The 22,030-nt window shown below is 48.8% G+C and carries 17 protein-coding genes and 1 tRNA gene; 8 read left to right on the top strand and 10 right to left on the bottom strand.

The window, feature by feature from the left end; translation table 11 throughout:
- The first annotated feature begins 214 nt into the window (after positions 1-214).
- Positions 215-1,132: a homoserine kinase gene (gene thrB, locus ACTHUF_RS10910; protein WP_440407687.1), complete on the top strand. Its 918-nt coding sequence runs from the start codon at positions 215-217 to the stop codon at positions 1,130-1,132.
- A gap of 42 nt (positions 1,133-1,174) precedes the next feature.
- Here thrB and ACTHUF_RS10905 read toward each other — a convergent pair whose 3' ends face one another.
- The 4 genes from ACTHUF_RS10905 to ACTHUF_RS10890 all read right to left on the bottom strand — a co-directional run bounded on the left by ACTHUF_RS10905 (position 1,175) and on the right by ACTHUF_RS10890 (position 6,169).
- The gene (locus ACTHUF_RS10905) at positions 1,175-2,701 is read right to left on the bottom strand and encodes a DHA2 family efflux MFS transporter permease subunit (RefSeq protein ID WP_101755862.1); all 1,527 of its coding nucleotides are present in this window, start codon (positions 2,699-2,701) and stop codon (positions 1,175-1,177) included.
- Between the two features lie 101 nt (positions 2,702-2,802).
- Positions 2,803-3,993 carry an HlyD family secretion protein gene (locus ACTHUF_RS10900; protein WP_036493529.1) on the bottom strand — a complete coding sequence of 397 codons (1,191 nt, stop codon included), beginning with the start codon at positions 3,991-3,993 and terminating at the stop codon, positions 2,803-2,805.
- Positions 3,994-4,218: 225 nt separating this feature from the next.
- On the bottom strand, positions 4,219-5,625 hold the full coding sequence (locus ACTHUF_RS10895; RefSeq protein ID WP_440407685.1) for an efflux transporter outer membrane subunit: 1,407 nt from the start codon (positions 5,623-5,625) through the stop codon (positions 4,219-4,221).
- 49 nt (positions 5,626-5,674) lie between these two features.
- A complete protein-coding gene (locus ACTHUF_RS10890; RefSeq protein WP_003748495.1) occupies positions 5,675-6,169 on the bottom strand; it encodes a MarR family transcriptional regulator in 495 nt (164 codons plus the stop codon).
- A gap of 297 nt (positions 6,170-6,466) precedes the next feature.
- Here ACTHUF_RS10890 and ACTHUF_RS10885 point away from each other — a divergent pair, with 297 nt between their 5' ends.
- On the top strand, positions 6,467-7,348 hold the full coding sequence (locus ACTHUF_RS10885; protein WP_440407683.1) for a prephenate dehydrogenase: 882 nt from the start codon (positions 6,467-6,469) through the stop codon (positions 7,346-7,348).
- A gap of 113 nt (positions 7,349-7,461) precedes the next feature.
- On the opposite strand, the gene hisD is transcribed toward ACTHUF_RS10885, so the two are convergent.
- The 4 genes from hisD to ACTHUF_RS10865 form a co-directional block, all read right to left on the bottom strand.
- On the bottom strand, positions 7,462-8,754 hold the full coding sequence (gene hisD, locus ACTHUF_RS10880) for a histidinol dehydrogenase (protein ID WP_107738085.1): 1,293 nt from the start codon (positions 8,752-8,754) through the stop codon (positions 7,462-7,464).
- A 71-nt stretch (positions 8,755-8,825) separates the two neighbouring features.
- Positions 8,826-9,551: an oxygen-insensitive NADPH nitroreductase gene (nfsA, locus tag ACTHUF_RS10875; protein WP_440407682.1), complete on the bottom strand. Its 726-nt coding sequence runs from the start codon at positions 9,549-9,551 to the stop codon at positions 8,826-8,828.
- Positions 9,552-9,599: 48 nt separating this feature from the next.
- Positions 9,600-10,253, bottom strand: coding sequence for an ATP phosphoribosyltransferase (gene hisG, locus ACTHUF_RS10870; protein ID WP_440407680.1), 654 nt, complete (start codon positions 10,251-10,253; stop codon positions 9,600-9,602).
- An 81-nt stretch (positions 10,254-10,334) separates the two neighbouring features.
- Entirely contained in the window at positions 10,335-10,997 is a 663-nt protein-coding gene (locus ACTHUF_RS10865; protein WP_049349096.1) for an SCO family protein, read from the bottom strand.
- A 283-nt stretch (positions 10,998-11,280) separates the two neighbouring features.
- On the opposite strand from ACTHUF_RS10865, the gene ACTHUF_RS10860 reads away from it, so the two are divergent.
- From ACTHUF_RS10860 to porB, 6 genes are all read left to right on the top strand, one after another.
- Positions 11,281-11,365 (top strand) — tRNA-Leu (locus tag ACTHUF_RS10860).
- A gap of 389 nt (positions 11,366-11,754) precedes the next feature.
- Positions 11,755-13,482: a biosynthetic-type acetolactate synthase large subunit gene (ilvB, locus tag ACTHUF_RS10855; RefSeq protein WP_315095219.1), complete on the top strand. Its 1,728-nt coding sequence runs from the start codon at positions 11,755-11,757 to the stop codon at positions 13,480-13,482.
- 10 nt (positions 13,483-13,492) lie between these two features.
- On the top strand, positions 13,493-13,984 hold the full coding sequence (gene ilvN / locus ACTHUF_RS10850; protein ID WP_003748480.1) for an acetolactate synthase small subunit: 492 nt from the start codon (positions 13,493-13,495) through the stop codon (positions 13,982-13,984).
- Between the two features lie 66 nt (positions 13,985-14,050).
- Positions 14,051-14,344 (top strand): putative quinol monooxygenase, encoded by a 294-nt coding sequence (locus ACTHUF_RS10845; protein WP_107857323.1) that lies wholly within the window; start codon positions 14,051-14,053, stop codon positions 14,342-14,344.
- 60 nt (positions 14,345-14,404) lie between these two features.
- A complete protein-coding gene (gene ilvC / locus ACTHUF_RS10840; RefSeq protein ID WP_004521030.1) occupies positions 14,405-15,418 on the top strand; it encodes a ketol-acid reductoisomerase in 1,014 nt (337 codons plus the stop codon).
- A gap of 389 nt (positions 15,419-15,807) precedes the next feature.
- The gene (gene porB, locus ACTHUF_RS10835) at positions 15,808-16,935 is read left to right on the top strand and encodes a trimeric porin PorB (RefSeq protein WP_440407677.1); all 1,128 of its coding nucleotides are present in this window, start codon (positions 15,808-15,810) and stop codon (positions 16,933-16,935) included.
- A gap of 186 nt (positions 16,936-17,121) precedes the next feature.
- On the opposite strand, the gene pepN is transcribed toward porB, so the two are convergent.
- Positions 17,122-19,743 (bottom strand): aminopeptidase N, encoded by a 2,622-nt coding sequence (gene pepN, locus ACTHUF_RS10830; RefSeq protein WP_315095226.1) that lies wholly within the window; start codon positions 19,741-19,743, stop codon positions 17,122-17,124.
- Positions 19,744-19,898: 155 nt separating this feature from the next.
- Positions 19,899-22,030: YadA family autotransporter adhesin (locus tag ACTHUF_RS10825; protein WP_440407675.1), on the bottom strand; the 2,132-nt coding region annotated here is incomplete at its 5' end.

Genomic DNA, 22,030 nt, shown 5'->3' with positions numbered 1-22,030 from the left:
ATCACCACCCTGTTTTAACAGGGTTTTTATTTTTCTAAAAACACCTCAAATCTTCCCTATTCGCTTCCAATATCCAACCCGGTTCAATACTAAGGCCGTCTGAAATTTTGGTTTCAGACGGCCTTTTGAATTTGACCTATGCTTTAATTTATATTGTTGACGCTTGTTTTTTGGTATGATGTTTCTTTGATTTTATTTCAGCTTCGAGTTTGCTATGTCTGTCTATACCAGTGTTTCCGACGCTCAAATGCGTGATTTCTTGCTGCAATATGATTTGGGAGATTTTGTCTCTTTGCAGGGGATTGCTCAAGGAATTACTAACAGTAATTATTTTCTGACTACTTCAACCGGTCGTTATGTGTTGACTGTTTTTGAGGTTTTAAAATCAGAGGAATTGCCTTTCTTTTTAGAGCTAAATCAACACTTGAGCCAAAATGGCGTTGCCTGCGCCGCTCCGATTGCTCGTAAAGATGGTGGACTGCATTCTATGTTAGCCGGAAAACCTGCTTGCTTGGTAACTTGTTTGAATGGCTCCGATACCGGCTGGCCGACTGAGGCACAATGTTTCCATACCGGTGCGATGTTGGCCAAAATGCATTTAGCCGGCCAAAATTTTCCTTTAAAAATGAAAAATCCCCGTTATGATGGCTGGTGGCACGATGCCTGCACTCAGTTGCTCCCGGTTTTAGATAGCGAAGATGCCAAACTGCTTCAAGCTGAAATTGCTGCTTTAGATGAAAATCTTGGAGAACATTTGCCTTCCGGTATTATCCATGCCGATTTATTTAAAGACAACGTACTGCTTAATGGAGATGAAGTTTCAGGCTTTATCGATTTTTATTATGCGTGCAATGGTAATTTCATGTACGACTTGGCCATTGCAGTTAACGACTGGGCGCGGACAGCCGATAATAAATTAGACCCTGCTCTTTATGATGCTTTTATCCATGGCTATGAAAGCGTACGTCCTTTATCTGATGAAGAACGTGCATATTTCCCTACTGCACAAAGAGCCGGATGTATCCGTTTCTGGGTGTCCCGCCTACTGGATTTCCATTTTCCTCAATCAGGTGAAATGACATTTATTAAAGATCCGAATGCCTTTAGGGATCTGCTATTAAGTCTTAAATAATATATAGATAAAAGGCCGTCTGAAATTCAGACGGCCTTTTATTTAATGTCCTCCCCCACTGGAGCCGTTAAATGGTGGCCTTGCCAGCCAAATAATGGGGATCATGCTGATAAATATGATGCTGCCTGCCAAGAAGATTTCATTCGAACCAATAATAAAGCCTTGTTGGGAAATGGTACTATTTATCGCAGCCAGGGCTTGCTCTTTGCTCAGGCCATTGGCCATCATGCCTTGAATAGATTGGTTGCTGATTGAGGACAATGAATTAATATGTTCGGTCAGCTGAGTATGATGCAGAGCTTCGCGCCGTTCCCACATGGTGCTGACAACGGATACTCCGACACCTCCCATAAAGACACGCAAGAAGTTAGACAGACTACTGGCCGAGGCAATTTGATTGCCTTTCATATGCGACAGCGTGATACTGGTCAAAGGCAGGAAGAACATGGCTACGCCTAAACCCTGCCAAAATTGCGGCCAAACGACGTTGCTCATATCCATACCGGCATAAAAATCGGTTCGCCAATGGAATGTGTAGGCAAACACCAAAAAGCTGGCACTGACAAACAGACGCATATCGACGCGATTACCAAACTTACCGATAATCGGCGACAGAATAATCGGCAAAAAACCCACCGGCGCAGCAGCCAAACCAGCCCAAGTAGCGGTATAGCCGAGATTTGATTGCAACACCAAAGGCAGCAGGGTCAATGTGCCCATATAGACCATAAAGCCCAAGGATGTCGCAACAACGCCTATCGTGAAGTTTCTATTTTTAAACAATGACAAATCAACAATCGGGTATTTCTCGCCCAGCTCCCAAACAATAAAATAGGTCAGAAACACCAAAGCGGTAACGCCCAAAACGATAATCTCTCCTGAGGCAAACCAATCTAACTCTTTGCCCCTATCAAGCATCATTTGCAATGCGCCGATACCGACAATCATCAACACCAGCCCGACATAATCAATCGGCGCCCTAATGATTTCGGTTTCCCTGTGTCTAAGCTGTTTCCAAGCAATGGAGGCGGATAAAATCCCGATTGGGATATTGATAAAGAAAATCCATCCCCAATGCCAGTTGTCCGAAATCCAACCGCCTAGAATCGGCCCCAACACAGGGGCAACGACGACAGTCATCGCCCATAAAGCCAATGCCAATGTTCGTTTTTCAGGCGGATAGGAAGCCATCAGAAGACTTTGAGACAAAGGAATCAACGGCCCGGCGATAAAGCCTTGCAACACTCGGAAAAAAACCAAGGCTTGAAGATTATGCGCCATACCGCACAGCCATGACGTTACGACAAAACCAATCACGGCAGCAATAAAGATTTTAACCTCGCCAAACCGCTTGGCCAAAAAGCCGGTCAGAGGGACGGAAATGGCATTGGCTACGGCAAATGAGGTAATCACCCAAGTGCCCTGCGTGGTCGCCGCACCCAAATCCCCTGCGATAACAGGCACGGCGACGTTGGCGATGGTGCTGTCCAAGACTTCCATAAATACGGCCAAGCTGAGCGCCAACGTTGCCAACACCAGCTTAAACCCTTGTAACGGCGGATAATTCATATTTTTAAACTATAAGACAACCGCCAAAGCGGTCGATTGAAGAGAATCAATATTTCAGACGGCCTGAGCCTTCAATAAAAGACCCAGGCCGTCTGAAAAGATTATTTTGCGTATTGCTCGAAGATTTTATCGACTAAAGCATCGGCGGCTTTCCAATCCACACTTTCCGTTTCCGGCAGCGCAGTATTTCGTTCTGCTTCAGCAGTCATGGCTTTACCGCTGCCCTTCTCGGCAATATCAACTTTAACAGTCATCGACAAACCGACACGGAGCGGATTTTGTTGCAATTCTTTGGCATCCAAACTGATACGCACAGGCACACGTTGCACAACTTTAATCCAGTTGCCCGTTGCATTTTGCGCCGGCAGTAATGAGAACGCACTGCCCGTACCGGCCGACAAGCCCATTACCTTGCCATGGTAAACCACTTTACTACCGTACAAATCGGCTGTCATTTCAACAGGCTGGCCGATTTTCATTTTGCGCAGTTGCGATTCTTTAAAGTTGGCATCCACCCACAATTCAGACAGAGGTACAACGGCCATCATCGGCGTACCTTGCGCGATACGTTGGCCGACTTGGACATTGCGTTTGGCAATTTGGCCACTGATCGGCGAACGGATTTGCGTACGTTGCAGATTCAGCCAAGCGTCTTTGATGTGGCTGATGGCCGTCTGAACCGCCGGTTGTTGGCGCAGCGGAATATTGCTGCCCAACGCTGCCTGAGCAGAAACTTCTTCCGCCTCAACCGCTTTCAACGCAGCCTGAGCCTGAACCACAGCGGCGCGTGCATGGCTGAGTTCTTCACCGGAAACCGCTTCCGTACCCGCCAAAGATTCGCGGCGGCGCAAATCGGCTTGCGCACGGGCCAGATCGGCTTTACGCAACAATACTTGCGCTTTGGCTTTTGAATTGACCGCAGTTTGCTGCTTATTTTGACGGATGGCCTGAATCAACTCATTTTGTGCGCGATCGTATGCCAGCTGAAAATCACTGTCATCCAAAGCCACCAGCACATCGCCTTTTTTCACGACATCCGTATCGTCATACATGACTTTGCGCACCGTGCCGTTCACCTGCGGCGTAATCATCACCAAATGACCGGCCACATAAGCATCTTCCGTTTCTTCTTCATGCTGCCAAAACAGGAAATACGCCAAAGCAACTACGGCTGCCGTAATAAGGAATAGGAGTGTAACGATAACCAAATTGCGTTTGCGATGCGTTTTAGCACCAGAAGCGGCTACTTCTGTTTCATTTTGGACATTATTTTTTTCTGATTGAGTATCCATAAGTCCCAACTTTAAATTCTGCACATGTGATAACGATATTATTGTCTTGTCGGGTAGCTGACTTATACCATCAGCCCCCAATACGCGCATTTAACGCGCTAAAGGGTCATATTTTATAGTTACACTCTATTCATTACAATAATTTCTTCCGGTAGCAAATGTAAATCAGGTAAGGAAAAGGCCGTCTGAAATCCCTTTCAGACGGCCTGCCGTTTGATAAAACGTTTATTTCTTATTTAATCTAAAACCTCCACCCAACTGGGCATTGAGGTTACTCCAAGCTGTCAGATATTCTGCATGGTATTGGGCTGCCGACATTTTCGTACGCACAGCTTCGTCTTGTTTTTGCAAGGCAGTCAAGCCGTTATCCAAGCCTGCACGAACACGTCCTTTCGCATTTTGTACAGATTTATCCGCGATATTGACCATCTTGTTCCAAGTATCTTGTCGGCTTTTCAGGCTTTGATAGTCCACGACGGCATCTGCCGCCGAACGCATGGCATTCAAAACAGTTTGGTCGTACACGGCAACCTGCTCGTTATATTGGGCGCGTTTGCCTGCCAATTTGGATTGCAGCGCGCCGGAAGTAAACAATGGCAGATTCAAAGCCGGAACAATGCCCAACATACCGGACGTCCGTCCGCGAATCAGATTGAACGCATCAATATGCGTCATGCCTGCCAAAACTTTTAACTCAATATTCGGATAAAACTCTGCTTCTGTCGATTTGACGATATGCCATTTCTCTTCAAGCAAGGCTTTTTGTGCCGCGATATCGGGGCGGGCCGCCAGCAAGTCCGCTTCAATACGGCTAACAGGCAATGACGGCACAGCGGCCATTTTTTCCGGAACCTGTCCATTCAATGCACCCGGTACACGGCCGGTCAATACAGCCAGACTGTTGCGGATTTTCTCGTTTTTCTGAGTCCATGCCGATTTTTCAAGCTGCAATTGTTGTTGCGCCATTTCCAGAGCGTGCAATGCATCGGCAGGCGCCAGCTGCGCCTTAACGCGTTGTTGCATCAGTTTCAATGCTTTATCCGCCAACTCTATGCGCGTATCCAGCAGCGCCAGTTGTTCTGTCGCCATCTGCCACGCAAAATATTGGGCGGCAACGGCATGAGCCAGCTCTGTGCGGATGTGCTGCGCCTCATAAACCGCAGCCCGGCTTTTTCCCAAAACGGCTTGAATCTGCTCTCGGTTTTTACCCCAAAAGTCAAAAACCAAGCTGCCTTGCAAGGCTGCGTTCGCCAAAACCAATGTATGGTCGGTATCGACCATACCGGCTTGAGGTTTGGGTGAAACATAAGCACCCAAACCTGTAACACCCAAGCCGATTTGAGGTTTGTTTGCAGCCCCTATAACTCCCAGCTGCGCCTGAGCCTGCTCAAACCTTGCTTTGACGACACGCAGATTGGTAGATGTCTGAATGGCGGAAGCAATCAAATTGTTTAATTTTTGATCTTTCAGCTTCATCCACCAGCCGTCTTGGGCAGCAGCGGCAGATTGGCCTTGCGGCAGCGGATAGGCTGTTGTCTCATCCAAAGGCGACTGTTTGCCGAAGGGCGCACATGCCGCCAACAGCGAAACTGCGGCAACGCATACGCTTGATTTGACCAAACCTAATTTCATACAGACTCCATTTATGTGTGCCTGCCGCAGACCATCAGGCCGTCTGTTGTCAATTGCCCAAACGGTTCAACAGTTTACCCAACAGGTGTTGCAGCGTATCATAATCCTCTTTCGTGAAATCTTCCCACGCTTGGCCGCTCTGACGGGCAATTTGCGGCCATACTTCGTGGATAAAGGTCTCACCCGAAGGGGTCAATTTTAGCACAATCTGACGGCGGTCTTTTTGATTGATATAACGCTCCACCCAGCCGCGCTCAACCATATCGTCCGACAGGCGTGTGGCACTGGTGCGTGTCAAGTCCATCAGGTCGCTCAAGCGCGAAGGCAGGATTTCGCTGTTTGGGCTGACGTAAACCGCCATCAGGGAAAACCACAGATTTTCATTGATGCCGAACGCTTTCAGGTTTTCATTCAAATGGCTGCTCAAACGTTCGGTTACAATGCGCAACATGCGAGATACTTGGTTTTGCTGCTCGGGAAATTGAGGCAGGCGGGTGGAAAGCAAATGCATTGCATTGACTAATTCGGTTTGTGAAAAACTCATAAATTTCTTCTTTCTGAGTGAATTATTTTATCCGATACCAATCAGAATAAAATATGATGTGATAATTTACTTTAAAATACCAATTACTTACTTTAAGACGTTATACTAATTCAGATGATTATTTTAGTGTATGAAAATCTGATAATCGGTTACATGATCCTACTAAACGGATTTTTCTATGCCTAAATCATGAAAAATCGCCCCTAAAAAAGGCCGTCTGAAACCTTGATTTCATCTTTCAGACGGCCTCGATGACAGATTAAAATAAGCTTTTCCATTTAAAACCGGATGCAAACCATGAACACTTCCGCCTTTTTCCCCCATATCACCCTTATCGGCGTCGGTTTAATCGGCGGTTCGTTCATGCTCGACCTCAAACGCTTGGGGCTGGTGCAAAGCGTTACCGGCATCGACACCAATGCCGACAACCTCAATTACGCGCTCGACTGCGGCATTATCGACCATGCCTACCCGAATATTTGCGCCGAAAGCATCGGCCATGCCGATTTGGTTTTGATTGCCACGCCGGTCTCCGTCCTGCCTGACGTATGCCGCGGCATCAAGCCTTTCTTAAAAGAAACGGCCTGCGTTTCCGATGTCGGCAGCACCAAACAATCGGCACTCAATGCCTTCCGCACCCACTTGTCCGAGCGCCTGCCGCAATGTTTTGCCGCCCACCCGATTGCCGGTTCGGATCAAAGCGGCGCAAAATCCGCGCGTTGCGGTTTGTTTCAAAACAGCCGCCTGATCATTACCTTGCACGGCCAAGAGGCTTCAGACGGCCTAAGACGGTTGAAAAGCCTGTGGCAGGCGGTTGGTTCACAGATTTTCACCATGAGTGCCGAAGAACATGACAATATTTTTGCCGCCGTTTCCCACTTGCCGCACTTGACCGCCTTTGCCTACGTCCACGCTTTGTTCGACCATCCGCATGGCAAAGACTACCTCCCCTATGCCGCTACCGGCTTTCGCGACTTTACTCGCATTGCCTCCAGCCACCCTGCCGTTTGGACAGACATCTGCATGGCCAACCACCCTGCCCTGCTCAAACTGACCAGCGATTTGAAAGAACAATTATCCAAATTGGAACAACTCCTTTCAGACGGCAACAAAACCGAGCTTTACCGCTATTTTGAAGAAGCCGCACAAATGCGTAATGACTGGCTGAAAAACCGTTAAACCTGTTTTCAGACGGCCTGATACCTTCTCAGCTAAAATCTTCATCACAATAAAAAGGGCATCTGTTTAGATGCCCTTTTTTTGATTTCTTACGACTTTAACCAACGTTTCACTCAGTCTTTCAAACGAAACTCAGCCGCTCTGGCGTGCGCGGTCAAGCTTTCGCCATGCGCCAACACGCTGGCGGTTTTGCCCAACTTCTGCGCACCTTGTTCTGAAACCTGAATCAGACTGGAGCGTTTTTGGAAATCATATGTTCCCAAAGGAGAAGAGAAACGCGCCGTGCGGCTGGTCGGCAAAACGTGGTTGGGGCCTGCGCAATAGTCGCCAAGGCTTTCACTGGTATAGCGTCCCATGAAAATAGCGCCGGCGTGGCGGATTTTTTTCGCCCACTCTTGCGGATTTTCGACCGACAGTTCTAAGTGCTCTGGAGAAATATAGTTGGCGATTTCGCAGGCCTCGTCCAAGTCTTTAGCCAAAATCATTGCGCCGCGGTTGCCCAATGAAGCTTCAATAATCGCACGGCGAGGCATGGTTTCAATCAAGCGGTTCATGGCCGCCTGAACTTCGTCCAAATACGCTTGAGAAGTGCCGATCAAAATCGCTTGTGCAATTTCATCGTGTTCCGCCTGACTGAACAAATCCATGGCCACCCAATCGGCAGGCGTCGTACCATCGGCAATCACCAAAATTTCAGACGGCCCTGCCACCATATCAATACCGACCACGCCGAACACGCGGCGTTTGGCCGCAGCGACAAAGGCATTGCCCGGGCCAGTAATCTTATCGACTTGAGGCACGGATTCCGTACCATAAGCCAAAGCCGCAACCGCCTGCGCACCCCCGACCGTAAACACTTTGGTTACACCGGCCACAAAAGCAGCCGCCAACACGATATCGTTGCGCTCGCCTTTCGGAGTGGGAACGACCATGATGATTTCTTTCACGCCGGCAACGTGGGCAGGCATGGCGTTCATGATGACGGAACTCGGATAAGCGGCTTTACCGCCCGGAACATAAATACCGACACGGTCAAGCGGCGTAATCTGTTGGCCCAAAAGCGTGCCGTCTTCGTCTTCGTAAGTCCACGACTCCATTTTTTGGTGTTTATGATAGCTTTCCACCCGTCTTGCGGCCGTTTTCAAGGCCGTCTGAATGTTTTCGGGCAAACGCTCAAACGCAGACTGCAAATCGTCTTGCGTCAGGATTAAATCGTCGATGGTTTGAGCGGATGTGCCGTCAAAGCGGTTGGTGTATTCAATCAGCGCCGCATCGCCGCGTTTTTGAACATCGGCGCAGATATCGGCAACAATACGGTCGATTTCAGGGTTTTGCGCGGTTTCAAAAGCAAGCAGTGCTTTGAGTTCGGCTTGAAAATCAGGGGATTGGGTGTCGAGTTTCTTCATGGTTTGCTCTCTTCCTTGTTTCGTTCCTTTTGTTTTCAGACGGCCTCAGCCACACATAGGCCGTCTGAACATTATTTTTTCAAAAAACCTTTTTTCTGCAAAAACGCCAACATATGCGGCCGCACAGGATTACCCAAGGTTTTGGCCAGCGATTCCTTCCAAGGTATCGGACTGCCCTTGCGCAACTCATAATAATCCGCTACTGCCTGATTATAGGCTTCAACGGCATCGGCATTCAGGCTCGGACAGGCGTTTTCGGCATACACCATTTGCTTAGGCAGGCGCGGTTTGAGCGGCGGATCTTGGTCGGGATAACCGAGGCACAGCCCCACCAAAGGCACGCAATAATCCGGCAGGTTCAATACGTCCGATACTTTTTGCGCATTATTGCGCAACGCGCCGATATACACGCCGCCCAGCCCAAGCGATTCGGCGGCAAGCAATACGTTTTGCGCCATAATGCCCGCATCGACCGCACCAATCAGGGTTACCTCCGCCCAATCAATTTGTGCATCGGGAAACATTGCCTTGTGTTTGGAAAAATCGATGCAAAACAATAAAAATTCCGCACAATGGACAATATAAGGTGCGCTTCCTGCCGCTTCATGTATCCCCTGCCTCAGCGCAAGGTCGGATACGCGGATGATGGAAACGCATTGCAGGTTGTTGGAAGTCGAAGCCTGCTGCCCGGCGCGAACCAGCGTATTGAGGATTTCATCGGCAATCGGTTCGGAAGTAAACCTGCGGATGGAACGATGGGAAAGAATCGTATCGAGTGTCGGTTTGCTTTGCATCATGACAGGGCTTTCAAACTGGGTTGGCAGACAGGTTTTACCAAAAACTTTTCAGACGGCCTTGGCGGCACTTTCAAATGCCTGAATAATCGGATTCAACAGCGCATATTTGGTTTTCAAGGCCGCCTTGTTGACCACCAAGCGGCTGGAAATATCAGCCACATGTTCCACAGCTTCCAAACCATTGGCCTTTAACGTATTGCCGCTGGAAACCAAATCGACAATCGCATCGCTCAAACCGACCAAAGGCGCAAGCTCCATCGAGCCGTACAGCTTGATGATGTCCACATGCACACCCTTGTCGGCAAAGTGTTCGGCGGCGATGTCGGGGTATTTGGTAGCAATCCGCAAGCGACTGCCGGGTTTGGAAGCGGCGGCGTAATCAAAACCTTTTTTGACTGCAACCATCATGCGGCATGAGGCGATGTGCAAATCCAAAGGTTGATATAAACCGTCTCCGCCATGCTCGATCAGCACGTCCTTACCGGCAATGCCGAAGTCCGCCGCACCATATTGCACATAAGTCGGTACATCGGTCGCACGCACAATCACCAAACGGATGTTGTCATAATTGGTACCAATAATCAGCTTGCGCGATTTTTCCGGCTCTTCCGCAGGCACAATACCGGCGGCAGCCAACAACGGCAGGGTTTCCTCAAAAATCCGTCCTTTGGATAAAGCAATCGTTAAAAGTGTGTCGGTCATTTTTTCTTTTCCTTTGCCGTATCAAAAGCAAGAAGGCCGTCTGAAATCCACAACCCATTTCAGACGGCCTTAACTACGGTTTTACAATAAAGTTTTCACATCAGCCGCAATCGTTTCCGGCTCGCTGCCATAAGGCGAGAAAATCGCCACTTCGCCGTTTTTATCAATCAAATATGCACCTGAAGAGTGGTCGACCAAATAGTTTTCGCTGTCTTCTTTTTGGTTAACTTTAGCCGATACCACGCGGTATTGCTGTTTGATGACAGGCAGGCTTTGATCGCCGGTGGCTGTCAGGCCGATAAAATCAGGGTTGAACTGTTTGGCGTATTTGCCGATTACTTCAGGCGTATCGCGCTCAGGGTCGATGCTGACGAATACCACTTTCACGTCTTTAGCCTGATCGCCCAATTGTTTCAAAGTGTCGCTGTAAGTCAGCAACTCGGTCGGGCACACGTCAGGACAGTGGGTATAACCGAAAGACAGGATAACCACTTTGCCTTTCAAATCGCTCAGGCTGAAAGGTTTGCCGTCGCCATCGGTCAATGTAAAATCGCCGCCAATGTCTTCTTTGCGCATATCGGTACCACGCGCTTGCGCTTTGGCAGTAGATTCACCGGAAGCGGCCGGTGCGGCAGAAGCGGCAGGCGCCGAAGAAGCCTCTTTGGCTTCCTCTTTAGGCTGACAAGCAGCCAGGGTGGCCAACGCAATAGCACTGAGTAAGAAAGTTCGTGTAACGGAAAGCATAAATTTTCTCCAAAACCGTTTCAAATAAATAAGGCCAAACAACCACCCGGCCAGTCTAAAAACAAAACATCTTCATATTAACGCGTTTGACACATTAAAAGTAGCCCTTTTGCAGATAAATACCGTTTTTTTTGTTTTAAAAACCTACCTTCCATTTGGACAGGCATTAAACTCAAAAAGTTTAATTCATTAAAAATCAAATAAATATAAAAATAATTCAATTTTTTTTTAAATACCGCTTTACAAGATTCGAGAACTCGCTATAATGACGACTTCTTCGCTAGCCCAGGTGGCGAAATTGGTAGACGCAGGGGACTCAAAATCCCCCGCCGCAAGGTGTGTCGGTTCGAGTCCGACCCTGGGCACCAAATTTAAAAAACCTCTTGATTCAGTCAAGAGGTTTTTTGCTATTCGTCATTTGCAAAAACCTTCTCCTTACTCAAACTGTCAACAATCCATCCACACCAAGATCAATAAAACTGTTTTTTTATTTCTTTAAAATCAACCTTCAATCTATTTTCCCGTTTCAAATGTTAAAAGATGAAAGATTTTATCTTGATTGAACAGTCGGTTTGCGTTATCTTTTCTACTCTTTTTCACAAACTCTGTGTTCCTTTCCAATTGTTTGGATAGTCTGACTGTCGCCGTATTCCCTCAATGCGCGTACCCTAAATCGCTGCTTGACGGAATTGCATTACAGGTGCTGTGGTGAGGCGGATTGTTCCTATTGGTTAGAAACCGCATAAAAGAGGTCAATATGCAATTATCAGGCGCACAAATCGTCGTGCAAAGTCTCAAAGCCGAAGGTGTTGAATACGTATTCGGCTATCCCGGTGGTGCGGTTATCGAAATCTACGATGCCATTTTCCAACTCAACAAATTCAAGCACATTCTGACCCGCCATGAGCAGGCAGCCGTACATGCGGCAGATGCCTATGCCCGCGTCAGCGGCAAAGTCGGTGTAGCCTTGGTAACTTCCGGCCCGGGCGTAACCAACGCATTGACCGGTATTGCCACTGCGTACAGCGATTCTATCCCCCTGGTCGTCATCAGCGGCCAAGTGGGCAATTCCCTCATCGGTACAGATGCGTTCCAAGAAGTGGATACGGTCGGCATTACCCGCCCTTGTGTCAAACACAACTTTTTGGTTACCAATATTGGCGAGCTGGCTGATACGATTAAAAAAGCCTTCCAAATTGCCGCCAGCGGCCGTCCGGGCCCCGTTGTCGTCGATATTCCTAAAGACGTAACCCAAGCGATGGCCAAATTCAGCTATCCGCAAGAAGACATCTTCATCCGCTCCTACCAACCGGTTGTACAAGGCCACATCGGCCAAATTAAAAAAGCCATACAAATGCTGGCTTCTGCCAAACGCCCCATCGTTTACTTCGGCGGCGGCGTGGTGTTGGGCAATGCCTCCGATGAACTGACCCAATTTGTCCGCATGACCGGCGTACCTTGTACTGGCACATTAATGGGTTTGGGCGCCTACCCTTCCAGCGACCGCCAATTCTTGGGCATGTTGGGCATGCATGGCACTTACGAGGCCAATTTGGCGATGCAAAATGCAGACGTCGTTTTGGCAATCGGTGCGCGCTTTGACGACCGCGTTGTTTCCGTACCGTCAAAATTCTTGGACAAACCCAAAAAAATCATCCATATCGACATCGACCCGTCCAGCATTGCCAAACGAGTTAAAGTGGACATTCCGATTGTCGGCGACGTTAAAAACGTATTGACTGAAATGACTCATCTGTGGGGCAAACAAGAAACTGCGCCTTCAGCCGACTCATTGGACAAATGGTGGAAAACCATCGAAGAATGGCGTTCGCGCAACTGCCTGTGGTTTGAAAACGACAGCGAAATCATCAAACCGCAATACGTTGTTCAAAAACTGGCAGAAATTACCAAAAACTCAGCCATTATTACTTCCGACGTTGGCCAACACCAAATGTTTGCCGCTCAATACTATCCATTCGAGCGTCCCCGCCAATGGCTCAATTCCGGCGGTCTGGGTACGATGGGTGTAGGCCTGCCTTACGCCCTCGGTGCCAAACTGGCGGCTCCTGAGCAAGACGTCTTCTGTATCACAGGCGAGGGCTCTATTCAAATGAATATCCAAGAGCTGTCCACCTGCTTCCAATATAATGTCCCCATCAATGTCGTTACATTGAACAATGGCTATTTGGGTATGGTTCGCCAATGGCAGGAGCTGTATTATGGCAACCGCGAATCGGAAACCTATTTCGATTCATTGCCCGACTTTGTCAAACTGGCCGAATCCTACGGCCATATCGGCATCCGTGTGGACAAAAAATCCGACGTCGAAGGCGCCCTGTTGGAAGCATTAAACCAAAAAGACCGTTTGGTATTCCTCGACTTTTTGACAGACAAGAAACAAAACGTACTGCCTATGGTCGGCAACGGCAAAGGTTTGGATGAAATGGTTCTGCCGCCGCACATGCGCGATATTGCAAAAGCGTAAGGAGAAAGAAATGCGACATATCTTATCTATTCTGATGGAAAACGAATCAGGTGCGATGAGCCGTGTGGTAGGTTTGTTCTCCGCACGCGATTACAACATCGATTCCCTGGCCGTAGCCCCAACCGAAGACAAAACCTTATCCCGCATGACCATTGTCACCCACGGCGACGAGCACGTCATCGAGCAAATCACCAAACAACTCAACAAACTGATTGAAGTTGTCAAAGTGGTTGACTTGAACGAAAGCCGTTTTGTCGAACGCGAACTGATGTTGGTAAAAGTCCGCGCCGTCGGCAAAGACCGCGACGAATTCCTGCGATTGACCGAAATCTACCGCGGCAGCGTTATTGACGTAACAGACCGCAGCTATACCATCGAAATCACAGGTTCTACCGAAAAACTCGACTCTTTCCTCGAAACAGTCGGTCGTGCTCAAATTTTGGAAACCGTACGCACAGGCGCAGCCGGCATCGGCCGCGGCGAGCGTATTTTGAAAATTTAACGCTGTATCGTTCAGACGGCCTGTTACTTTCAACCAAGGCCGTCTGAAAAACAGCAGGAGACAAACATGTCAAGCATCCAAATCGTTGCATTAGTTACCGTCAAACCCGAATACACCGAGGCTCTGGCTGCCCAATTTAAAGAATTGGTCAAAGCCAGCCGTGCAGAAGAAGGCAACATCAGCTACGACCTGCACCAAGAAATCGGCAAACCCAACCGTTTCGTATTCGTAGAAAATTGGAAATCCCAAGCAGCTATTGACGAACACAATGCCAGCGAACATTTCCAAAACTTCGTCAAATCCATCGAAGGAAAAACCGAAGCATTGGAAATCGTCTTGATGAACCAAGTCCCCGCTTAACCCCTATTACTTTTAACTCAACCCGGATTGTCCGGAACCCTCTTACACTAAGGAAATAAAATGCAAGTTTATTACGATAAAGACGCTGACCTTTCTCTGATCAAAGGCAAAACCGTTGCCATCATTGGTTACGGTTCACAAGGTCACGCACACGCAGCAAACCTGAAAGACTCCGGCGTAAATGTCGTCATCGGTCTGCGCCAAGGTGGCTCTTGGAAAAAAGCCGAAGCAGCCGGCCACGACGTGCGCACCGTTGCCGAAGCAACCAAAGCAGCCGACGTTGTGATGATTCTGCTGCCTGACGAAAACCAACCTATCGTATACAAAAACGAAATCGAGCCAAACTTGAAAGAAGGCGCAGTATTGGCATTCGCTCACGGCTTCAACGTACACTACAACCAAATCGTACCCCGCGCCGACCTCGACGTTATCATGGTTGCCCCTAAAGGCCCAGGCCACACCGTACGCAGCGAATTCCTGAAAGGCGGCGGCGTACCTTCCCTGATCGCCGTTTACCAAGATAAAAGCGGTAAAGCACGCGACATCGCCCTGTCTTACGCAGCAGCCAACGGCGGCACCAAAGGCGGCGTGATTGAAACCAACTTCCGCGAAGAAACCGAAACCGACCTCTTCGGTGAACAAGCCGTATTGTGCGGCGGCGTGGTCGAATTGATCAAAACCGGCTTCGAAACCCTGACCGAAGCAGGCTACGCCCCAGAAATGGCCTACTTCGAATGCCTGCACGAAATGAAGCTCATTGTTGACCTGATTTACGAAGGCGGCATCGCCAACATGAACTACTCCATTTCCAACAATGCAGAGTACGGCGAATACGTAACCGGCGTCGAAGTCATCAACGACAAATCCCGCGAAGCCATGCGCAACGCCCTCAAACGCATCCAAACCGGCGAATACGCTAAAATGTTCATCCAAGAAGGCGCCGTCAACTATGCCAGCATGACAGCCCGCCGCCGTCTGACCGCCGACCACCAAATTGAAAAAGTCGGCGCTCAACTGCGTTCTATGATGCCTTGGATTGCCAAAAACAAACTGGTTGACCAAGACAAAAACTAATCTGTCTTTCAATCAAATAAAACCTGCCCGAGCAATCAGGCAGGTTTTTTATATATTTGCAAACCCAATACACGATAAATTCCAATTACCAAGGCCGTCTGAAAACACGATAAACAATATTCACAACCAAATTTTATATCCCCCATATTTTATAGCCATCCCAAAATTCCCTTTTAGAAAAACACATTACAAAATAAAAGGCAGTCTCCCACTTCCACCCTGTCTGTAAAAAACAACGTTTCCCCGCAAAAATCACTCAAAACAAGAGGAAAATTTGTTTTCCTAGGCCATAACCTTTATATTATGGTCATGGAATCGTTGAAAGAGAACGATATCGTAATAAGAAGAACGAATGCTCGCTTCTTCACACTTAAAAAAGGAAAACAGCAATGAAAAAATCACTGATTGCCCTGACTCTGGCGGCTCTGCCTGTTGCAGCTATGGCTGACGTAACTCTGTACGGCCAAATTAAAGCTGGCGTTGAAGTATCCAAAGTAAAATTGGGTGAACAAACTGCTGCTAAACTGGGTCACGATAAAAGCTCTAAAACTGCTACCGAAATCGCTGACTTCGGCTCACGTATCGGCTTCAAAGGCCACGAACACTTAGGTAACAACCTGAATGCCATCTGGCAAGTTGAACAAAACACTTCTATCGCCGGTGGCGACAAAGAGTGGGCTTCTCGCGAATCCTTCATCGGTTTGGAAGGTGGCTTCGGTAAAATTCGTGCCGGTAAACTGAACTCTACTGTTAAAGACTCTAGCGACAATGTTGACCAATGGGAAAGCAGCAACGGCGCTTTGAATATGTCTGTATTTACCCGTGTTGACGAACGTGCAGTTTCTGTACGTTACGACAGCCCTGTATTCTCAGGCTTCAGCGCAAGCGTACAATACACTCCACGCGACAATGCTAACCCTTCTGACAAATACACTCACAACGACGCTACCCGTGACACTTACTACGCTGGCCTGAACTACGAAAACTCTGGCTTCTTCGGTCAATACGTCGGTGGTTTCCGTAAAAACGCCGTTTCTGAAAAAGACGGTCACGTACACCGCTTGGTAGGTGGTTACGATGCTAACAACCTGTTCGTATCTGTAGCCGGTCAATACGCTAAAAACTGGGAAACTTTGGGTGACTACGCTGAAGCCCAATCTAACGGTGTTGTAACTTCTGCTATGCGTGCTACCGGTACCAACGCTTCTAACGTAGTATTCGGTACTGCTGCTGGCTTGGATAGCCGTCCTGCTGAAACTATCGAAGTTGCTGCTACTGCCGCTTACCGCGCCGGTAACGTAACTCCTCGCGTTTCTTACGCTCACGGCTTCAAAGCTAAAGTTGACGGCGAAAAACTGAAAGGCACTCAATACGACCAAGTTATCGTTGGTGCTGACTACGACTTCTCTAAACGCACTACTGCTTTGGTTTCTGCCGGCTGGTTGCGTGGTGCTGAGTCTGGCCCTCACAAAGTTGAAACCATCTCTGGTTTGGTTGGCCTGCGTCACAAATTCTAATCTTCGGATTAGTATGAAAAAGAGCCTGTTTTATGCAGGCTCTTTTTTTATTCCCATTACCCACCCTCAACAAAAATTAATTTAAGCGTTGATATATAAAAAGGCCGTCTGAAACCAATCGGTTTCAGACGGCCTTTAAGCTATCTGTCCTTATTGCTAGATTACAATAAGGTCAACAAACAAGATTTATTTTTCATTCAAAATCTTACCGACAATCTCGCCCACATCTTTGGACAAACCTTCTTGTGCATTGATGCGTTGCAATTCTTTGGTCATGACGGCTTTTCGGTTGGCTTCCAATTTGTTGCAGATATTGAAAGCCTGCACCAGTCGGGCGGCAACTTGCGGGTTAAAGCGGTCGATTTCCATCACTTTATCGGCTATAAAGCGGTAGCCGCTGCCGTCTTCTGCATGGAAGTGCGGAATATTGCGGCTGAAACTGATCAACAAAGAACGGGCTTTATTCGGGTTTTCGATGCTGAACTTAGGATGATTCAAGGCCGTCTGAACTTGCTGTAAAGTATCTTTACGTCGACTTGAAGCAATCAGGGCAAAGTATTTGTCCATTACTAAGGCATCATCGGCGAATTTATCGGCAAATTGCGTCAACAAGCGATCGCGGATTTCGCTTTCATTGCTGTTGATTGCGGATAAGATACCCCACTCGTGGGTCATGTTTTGCGCCATTGCCTCGTAATTTTCCGCAACGTGTTCGATATGCGCTGCGTCAGCACGAAGGATAAATGCCCTGCAAGCATTGCGCAAAGTTCGCCAGCCGGCCAATTCCGGGCTGTATTCATAACGAACAGCGGCATCAGCCTGGTTTTCTTGCTCGGCAGCTTGACGGTTCAGCTCGTGCCATTGAGGCAGGAACTTGACGGCAACAGCATTGAGCAAGGCTTCGCGCGCCTGATGAACTTGAATCGGGTCAATATTTTCTTCTTCCGCCCATACATCGGTTTCAGACGGCATTTGCAGCAAAATAGCGCGGAATGCCGGATCAAAGTCACCGGAAACCACCAAAGCCAAAGCATCCATCAAGGCTTTATGTTCCGGCAAAGGACGGCCTTCTGCCAATGCCTGACGGTTGGCGTTAATGGCGCGATGGTACAAGGTTTGAGCAGCTTCCCAGCGGGCAAACTCATTTTCATCTGCTGCCAGCAAAGTCGCCAATTCTTGATCGCTGTACGGATAGTTCAGGGTAACCGGTGCAGAAAAATCACGCAGCAGAGACGGGATAACCGGCTCATCGACGCCGCCCAACACAAAAGTCTGCTCGGCTTCAGTCAATACCAAAACCGCCTCTTTCACCCGTTTGCCTTGATATTCAAACTCAACCGCTTCGCCTTTTTCATTTAGCAAACCGGTTTTGACCGGAATCATCATCGGCTGTTTATCCGCCATATCGGGCGTGGCAGGAATGGTTTGTTTGATGGTCAATTCAAACGCACCATCTTTCAGACGGCCTTGAGCATCTAAAACCGGCGTACCGGCTTGGCTATACCACAAAGCAAACTGATCAAGATTAATGCCGTTTGCGTCTGCCATTGCGGCACGGAAATCATCGCAGGTTACCGCCTGACCGTCGTGGCGTTGGAAATACAGCTTCATGCCTTTTTGAAAGCCCTCTTCACCGAGCAAGGTGTGATACATGCGCACTACTTCCGCACCTTTTTCATAGACGGTCATGGTGTAGAAGTTGTTCATTTCCTCATAGCTGGCCGGGCGGACAGGATGCGCAGTCGGACCCGCATCTTCAGGGAATTGGAACAAGCGCAGCATACGGACATTGTCGATACGGCGCACCACGCGGCTGGCCCGATCGCCGGAAAACTCTTGATCACGGAATACGGTCAAACCTTCTTTCAGCGACAATTGAAACCAATCACGGCAGGTCACGCGGTTGCCCGTCCAGTTGTGGAAATATTCGTGTCCGACCACAGATTCAATGCCTTCAAAGTCGGTATCGGTCGCGGTACGGCTGTTGGCCAGCACGAACTTGGTGTTGAAAATATTCAAACCTTTGTTTTCCATCGCGCCCATATTGAAATCGCCCACGGCAACGACCATGAAAATATCCAAATCGTATTCCAAGCCGAAGCGCGTTTCGTCCCATTTCATCGCATTTTTCAACGATTCCACGGCAAAACCGACTTTAGGTTTGTCTGTCTCAGTGGTGTAGAACTCGATTTTGACCTTACGGCCGCTCATGGTCGTAAAATAATCTTCCGTTACCGCCAAATCGCCTGCCACCAAAGCAAAGAGATAGCTCGGTTTGGCAAACGGGTCTTCCCATTTCACCCAATGACGGCCGTCTGAAAACTCGCCGCCATCGATTTTATTGCCGTTAGACAGCAACACCGGATAGCGTTTTTTATCCGCAACAATGGTGGTGGTAAATTTAGACATGACATCCGGACGGTCGATGTAGAAGGTAATTTTGCGGAAACCTTCCGGTTCGCATTGGGTGAACAGGTTGCCGCCGGAAGCATACAGACCCATCAGAGATTTGTTCTCAGCCGGCAAAATTTCGGTTTCCACCTCCAGCGTGAAGTTTTCAGACGGCACGCCGGCAATCGTCAGTTTTTCGTCTTCCAACACATAATCTACGGCCTGGCCGTTTACTTTCACAGACAGCAGTTTTGCCGAACCATCCAATACCAACGGCTCCCCTGCTCTTTCAGGTTGGACGGTCAGGCTGGATTTGACGATGGTTTGCGGTTCTAAAATATCGAAATGCAGGTCGGTTTTCAGAATACGGTACGCTGGCGCGGCGTAGTCTTTCAAATAATGGACGGTTTTGCTCATTTTTTCTCTTTCGGGGTTATGCGGTAAATAGATGAAGCATATCGTTTCAGATAGCCCAAATTCAAGTGTTTTCAGAAAAAAAGGCCGTCTGAAACCTAAAATTTCAGACGGCCTCCCTATTCAGGCAGCAAATCTAGTTGCCTGTCATTGCCAACTTACCACTGATACAGCGCACCGGCACCGACACCGACATGACCGTCGGTATTGGCCGAGAAGTTGCCTTTGACAATCCAGTTGCCGCCGTCGCTCATCGCAGACACGCCGATGGCCATGGCAGACTGACCGCCGTAGTAGCCGCTGCCGACACCGATACCGGTCGCACCCGGACGGGTTACTTGCGGAATCGAGCCTTGGGCAATCGCACCGGCCACACCTGCGTAGGCTTTCTTACCTACTTGGTTGATGTTGTTTTGCAACTCGGTACCCAAACCAATCAACTGGTTCACGTTTGCCGCGTCTGTACCGTCTTTACCCGGAGCCACATTGGTAATGCGTTGGCCGCCGCTGTTCAGACCGACAGGAGACAATTTGACTTGGTTGTTCGGATTGTTTTCAGTCGGTGCAGCGATGGTTACGCCGTCATTGTTGACCACGGTATTGCCTGCGGTCAGACCGTCTTTGTTCAACGCAACTTTATCGCCGACTTTCACGCCGTCTTTGTTCATCACAGTATCGCCTGCTTTGAAGGTATCGGCATTCACGGTCTTCACGCTAATCTCGTCAGCCAACTTCAGCTGAGCACCACCGGCAACGGTTTCGCTGATGATGTTGCTGTCACCTTTGACATTGATGGTGTCGCCCAATGCGTAGTTGTTGCTGCCGGTGGTACCGCCGAAGTTGATGCCTTTGGCGATGTTGGCGGCGTTGTTGGCGACGTTTTGGTTGGTCGCAAACAGTTGGCTGCCATTGACGACGTCTTTGCTGTTGGCATTGAGGTCGCCGTCGGCTACGTTGGTTACTTTGTTGCCCGCATTGTCCAAGCCGTCTTTCGTCAAGTTCACTTTGCCTGCTTTCAAGCCGTCTTTGTTCAAGGCAACATCGTCACCCACTTTGACACCGTCAGTATTGACTGTGGTATCGCCGGCTTTCACGCTGTCAACATCCAAGTCTTTATCGGTTGCCACCTCGTAAACAGTTTGACCCTTGTCGCCTGTTTTCTGAGTCACAACGATGTTCTTACCTTGAACGACTTCGGTCTTAGATGCAGCCGCAGCTTGTTTCAGTTGGGAAACATTGACTGCATCGGTGTCATCCGTACCGGCCGCAACGTTAGTAATCTTATTGCCGCCGTTGTTCAAGCCAGCTTTGGTCAGGTTAACATCGCCTGCTTTCAAGCCGTCTTTGTTCAAGGCAACATCATCGCCCACTTTCACACCGTCATTATTCATCACGGTATCGCCTGCGGTAACGCTGTCTACTTTCAGGTTTTTATCGGTAGCCACTTTGTAAATGGTTTGGCCATTGGCGCCGACATCCTGAGTAACAACAATGTTATCGCCTTGAACGACTTCAGTCTTAGCCGCAGCTGCAGCTTTGTTCAACTGAGCAACATTCACCGCATCAGTATCATCGGTACCGGCTGCAACGTTGGTAATCTTGTTGCCGCCGTTGTTCAAGCCGGCTTTAGTCAGGTTGACATCGCCAACTTTCACGCCGTCAGTATTGACTGTGGTATCGCCGGCTTTCACGCTGTCAACTGCCAAGTCTTTAGCTAACTTGACTTCCAACTTATCAGAGCCATTCGCTACAACGCCGATATTGCCGTCTGAAAGTTTGGCTGCATCGGTTTGACCGCCGACAATATTCAGCTTCGTACCCGGTTTGCGTTCAACGTCTTTGCCGCTGTCGCCGCCGAAAGTCAAAGGCAGATTGGCAGTTGCATTAACAGCTTTGATTGCATCGTGGATGTTGTTCTCACCCGTACCGCCAATATCGGTCATGCTGATGTTGCCGCCGTTATTGGCCGCATTGCCACCCAATACATTCACCAACTGATCTTGGGCTGCATTCAGCTGCTCTTCAGTCGCCGCACGTTTGCCTTGGGCAAAATCGCTGCCGCCCAAAGTCGTATTGCTCAAGCCGCTGACTTCGCCTTTATTGCCATCGATTTTCACCGGAGCCGCTTGACCGACATTCAACACATCGGCCAGTTTCAGCTGCGCACCACCGGCTACGGTTTCGCTGATGATGTTGCTGTCGCCTTTGACATTGATGGTGTCGCCCAATGCGTAGTTGTTGCTGCCGGTGGTACCGCCGAAGTTGATGCCTTTGGCGATGTTGGCGGCGT

The sequence above is a fragment of the Neisseria sp. P0024.S006 genome (genome assembly GCF_051956595.1).
In the GTDB taxonomy this organism is placed as follows: Bacteria; Pseudomonadota; Gammaproteobacteria; order Burkholderiales; family Neisseriaceae; genus Neisseria.
The sequence above is the reverse complement of the archived record's forward strand: the minus strand, read 5'-3'. Positions and strand labels throughout refer to the sequence as shown.

What these genes read in the sequence shown, in the direction of transcription:
- ilvB (WP_315095219.1), top strand. Translation starts at nt 11,755, where the DNA reads ATGCAATTATCAGGCGCACAAATCGTCGTGCAAAGTCTCAAAGCCGAA.
- thrB (WP_440407687.1), top strand. Translation starts at nt 215, where the DNA reads ATGTCTGTCTATACCAGTGTTTCCGACGCTCAAATGCGTGATTTCTTG.
- hisD (WP_107738085.1), bottom strand. Translation starts at nt 8,754, where the DNA reads ATGAAGAAACTCGACACCCAATCCCCTGATTTTCAAGCCGAACTCAAA.
- ACTHUF_RS10885 (WP_440407683.1), top strand. Translation starts at nt 6,467, where the DNA reads ATGAACACTTCCGCCTTTTTCCCCCATATCACCCTTATCGGCGTCGGT.
- ACTHUF_RS10895 (WP_440407685.1), bottom strand. Translation starts at nt 5,625, where the DNA reads ATGAAATTAGGTTTGGTCAAATCAAGCGTATGCGTTGCCGCAGTTTCG.
- ACTHUF_RS10905 (WP_101755862.1), bottom strand. Translation starts at nt 2,701, where the DNA reads ATGAATTATCCGCCGTTACAAGGGTTTAAGCTGGTGTTGGCAACGTTG.
- pepN (WP_315095226.1), bottom strand. Translation starts at nt 19,743, where the DNA reads ATGAGCAAAACCGTCCATTATTTGAAAGACTACGCCGCGCCAGCGTAC.
- nfsA (WP_440407682.1), bottom strand. Translation starts at nt 9,551, where the DNA reads ATGATGCAAAGCAAACCGACACTCGATACGATTCTTTCCCATCGTTCC.
- ACTHUF_RS10900 (WP_036493529.1), bottom strand. Translation starts at nt 3,993, where the DNA reads ATGGATACTCAATCAGAAAAAAATAATGTCCAAAATGAAACAGAAGTA.
- hisG (WP_440407680.1), bottom strand. Translation starts at nt 10,253, where the DNA reads ATGACCGACACACTTTTAACGATTGCTTTATCCAAAGGACGGATTTTT.
- porB (WP_440407677.1), top strand. Translation starts at nt 15,808, where the DNA reads ATGAAAAAATCACTGATTGCCCTGACTCTGGCGGCTCTGCCTGTTGCA.
- ilvC (WP_004521030.1), top strand. Translation starts at nt 14,405, where the DNA reads ATGCAAGTTTATTACGATAAAGACGCTGACCTTTCTCTGATCAAAGGC.
- ACTHUF_RS10865 (WP_049349096.1), bottom strand. Translation starts at nt 10,997, where the DNA reads ATGCTTTCCGTTACACGAACTTTCTTACTCAGTGCTATTGCGTTGGCC.
- ACTHUF_RS10845 (WP_107857323.1), top strand. Translation starts at nt 14,051, where the DNA reads ATGTCAAGCATCCAAATCGTTGCATTAGTTACCGTCAAACCCGAATAC.
- ACTHUF_RS10890 (WP_003748495.1), bottom strand. Translation starts at nt 6,169, where the DNA reads ATGAGTTTTTCACAAACCGAATTAGTCAATGCAATGCATTTGCTTTCC.
- ilvN (WP_003748480.1), top strand. Translation starts at nt 13,493, where the DNA reads ATGCGACATATCTTATCTATTCTGATGGAAAACGAATCAGGTGCGATG.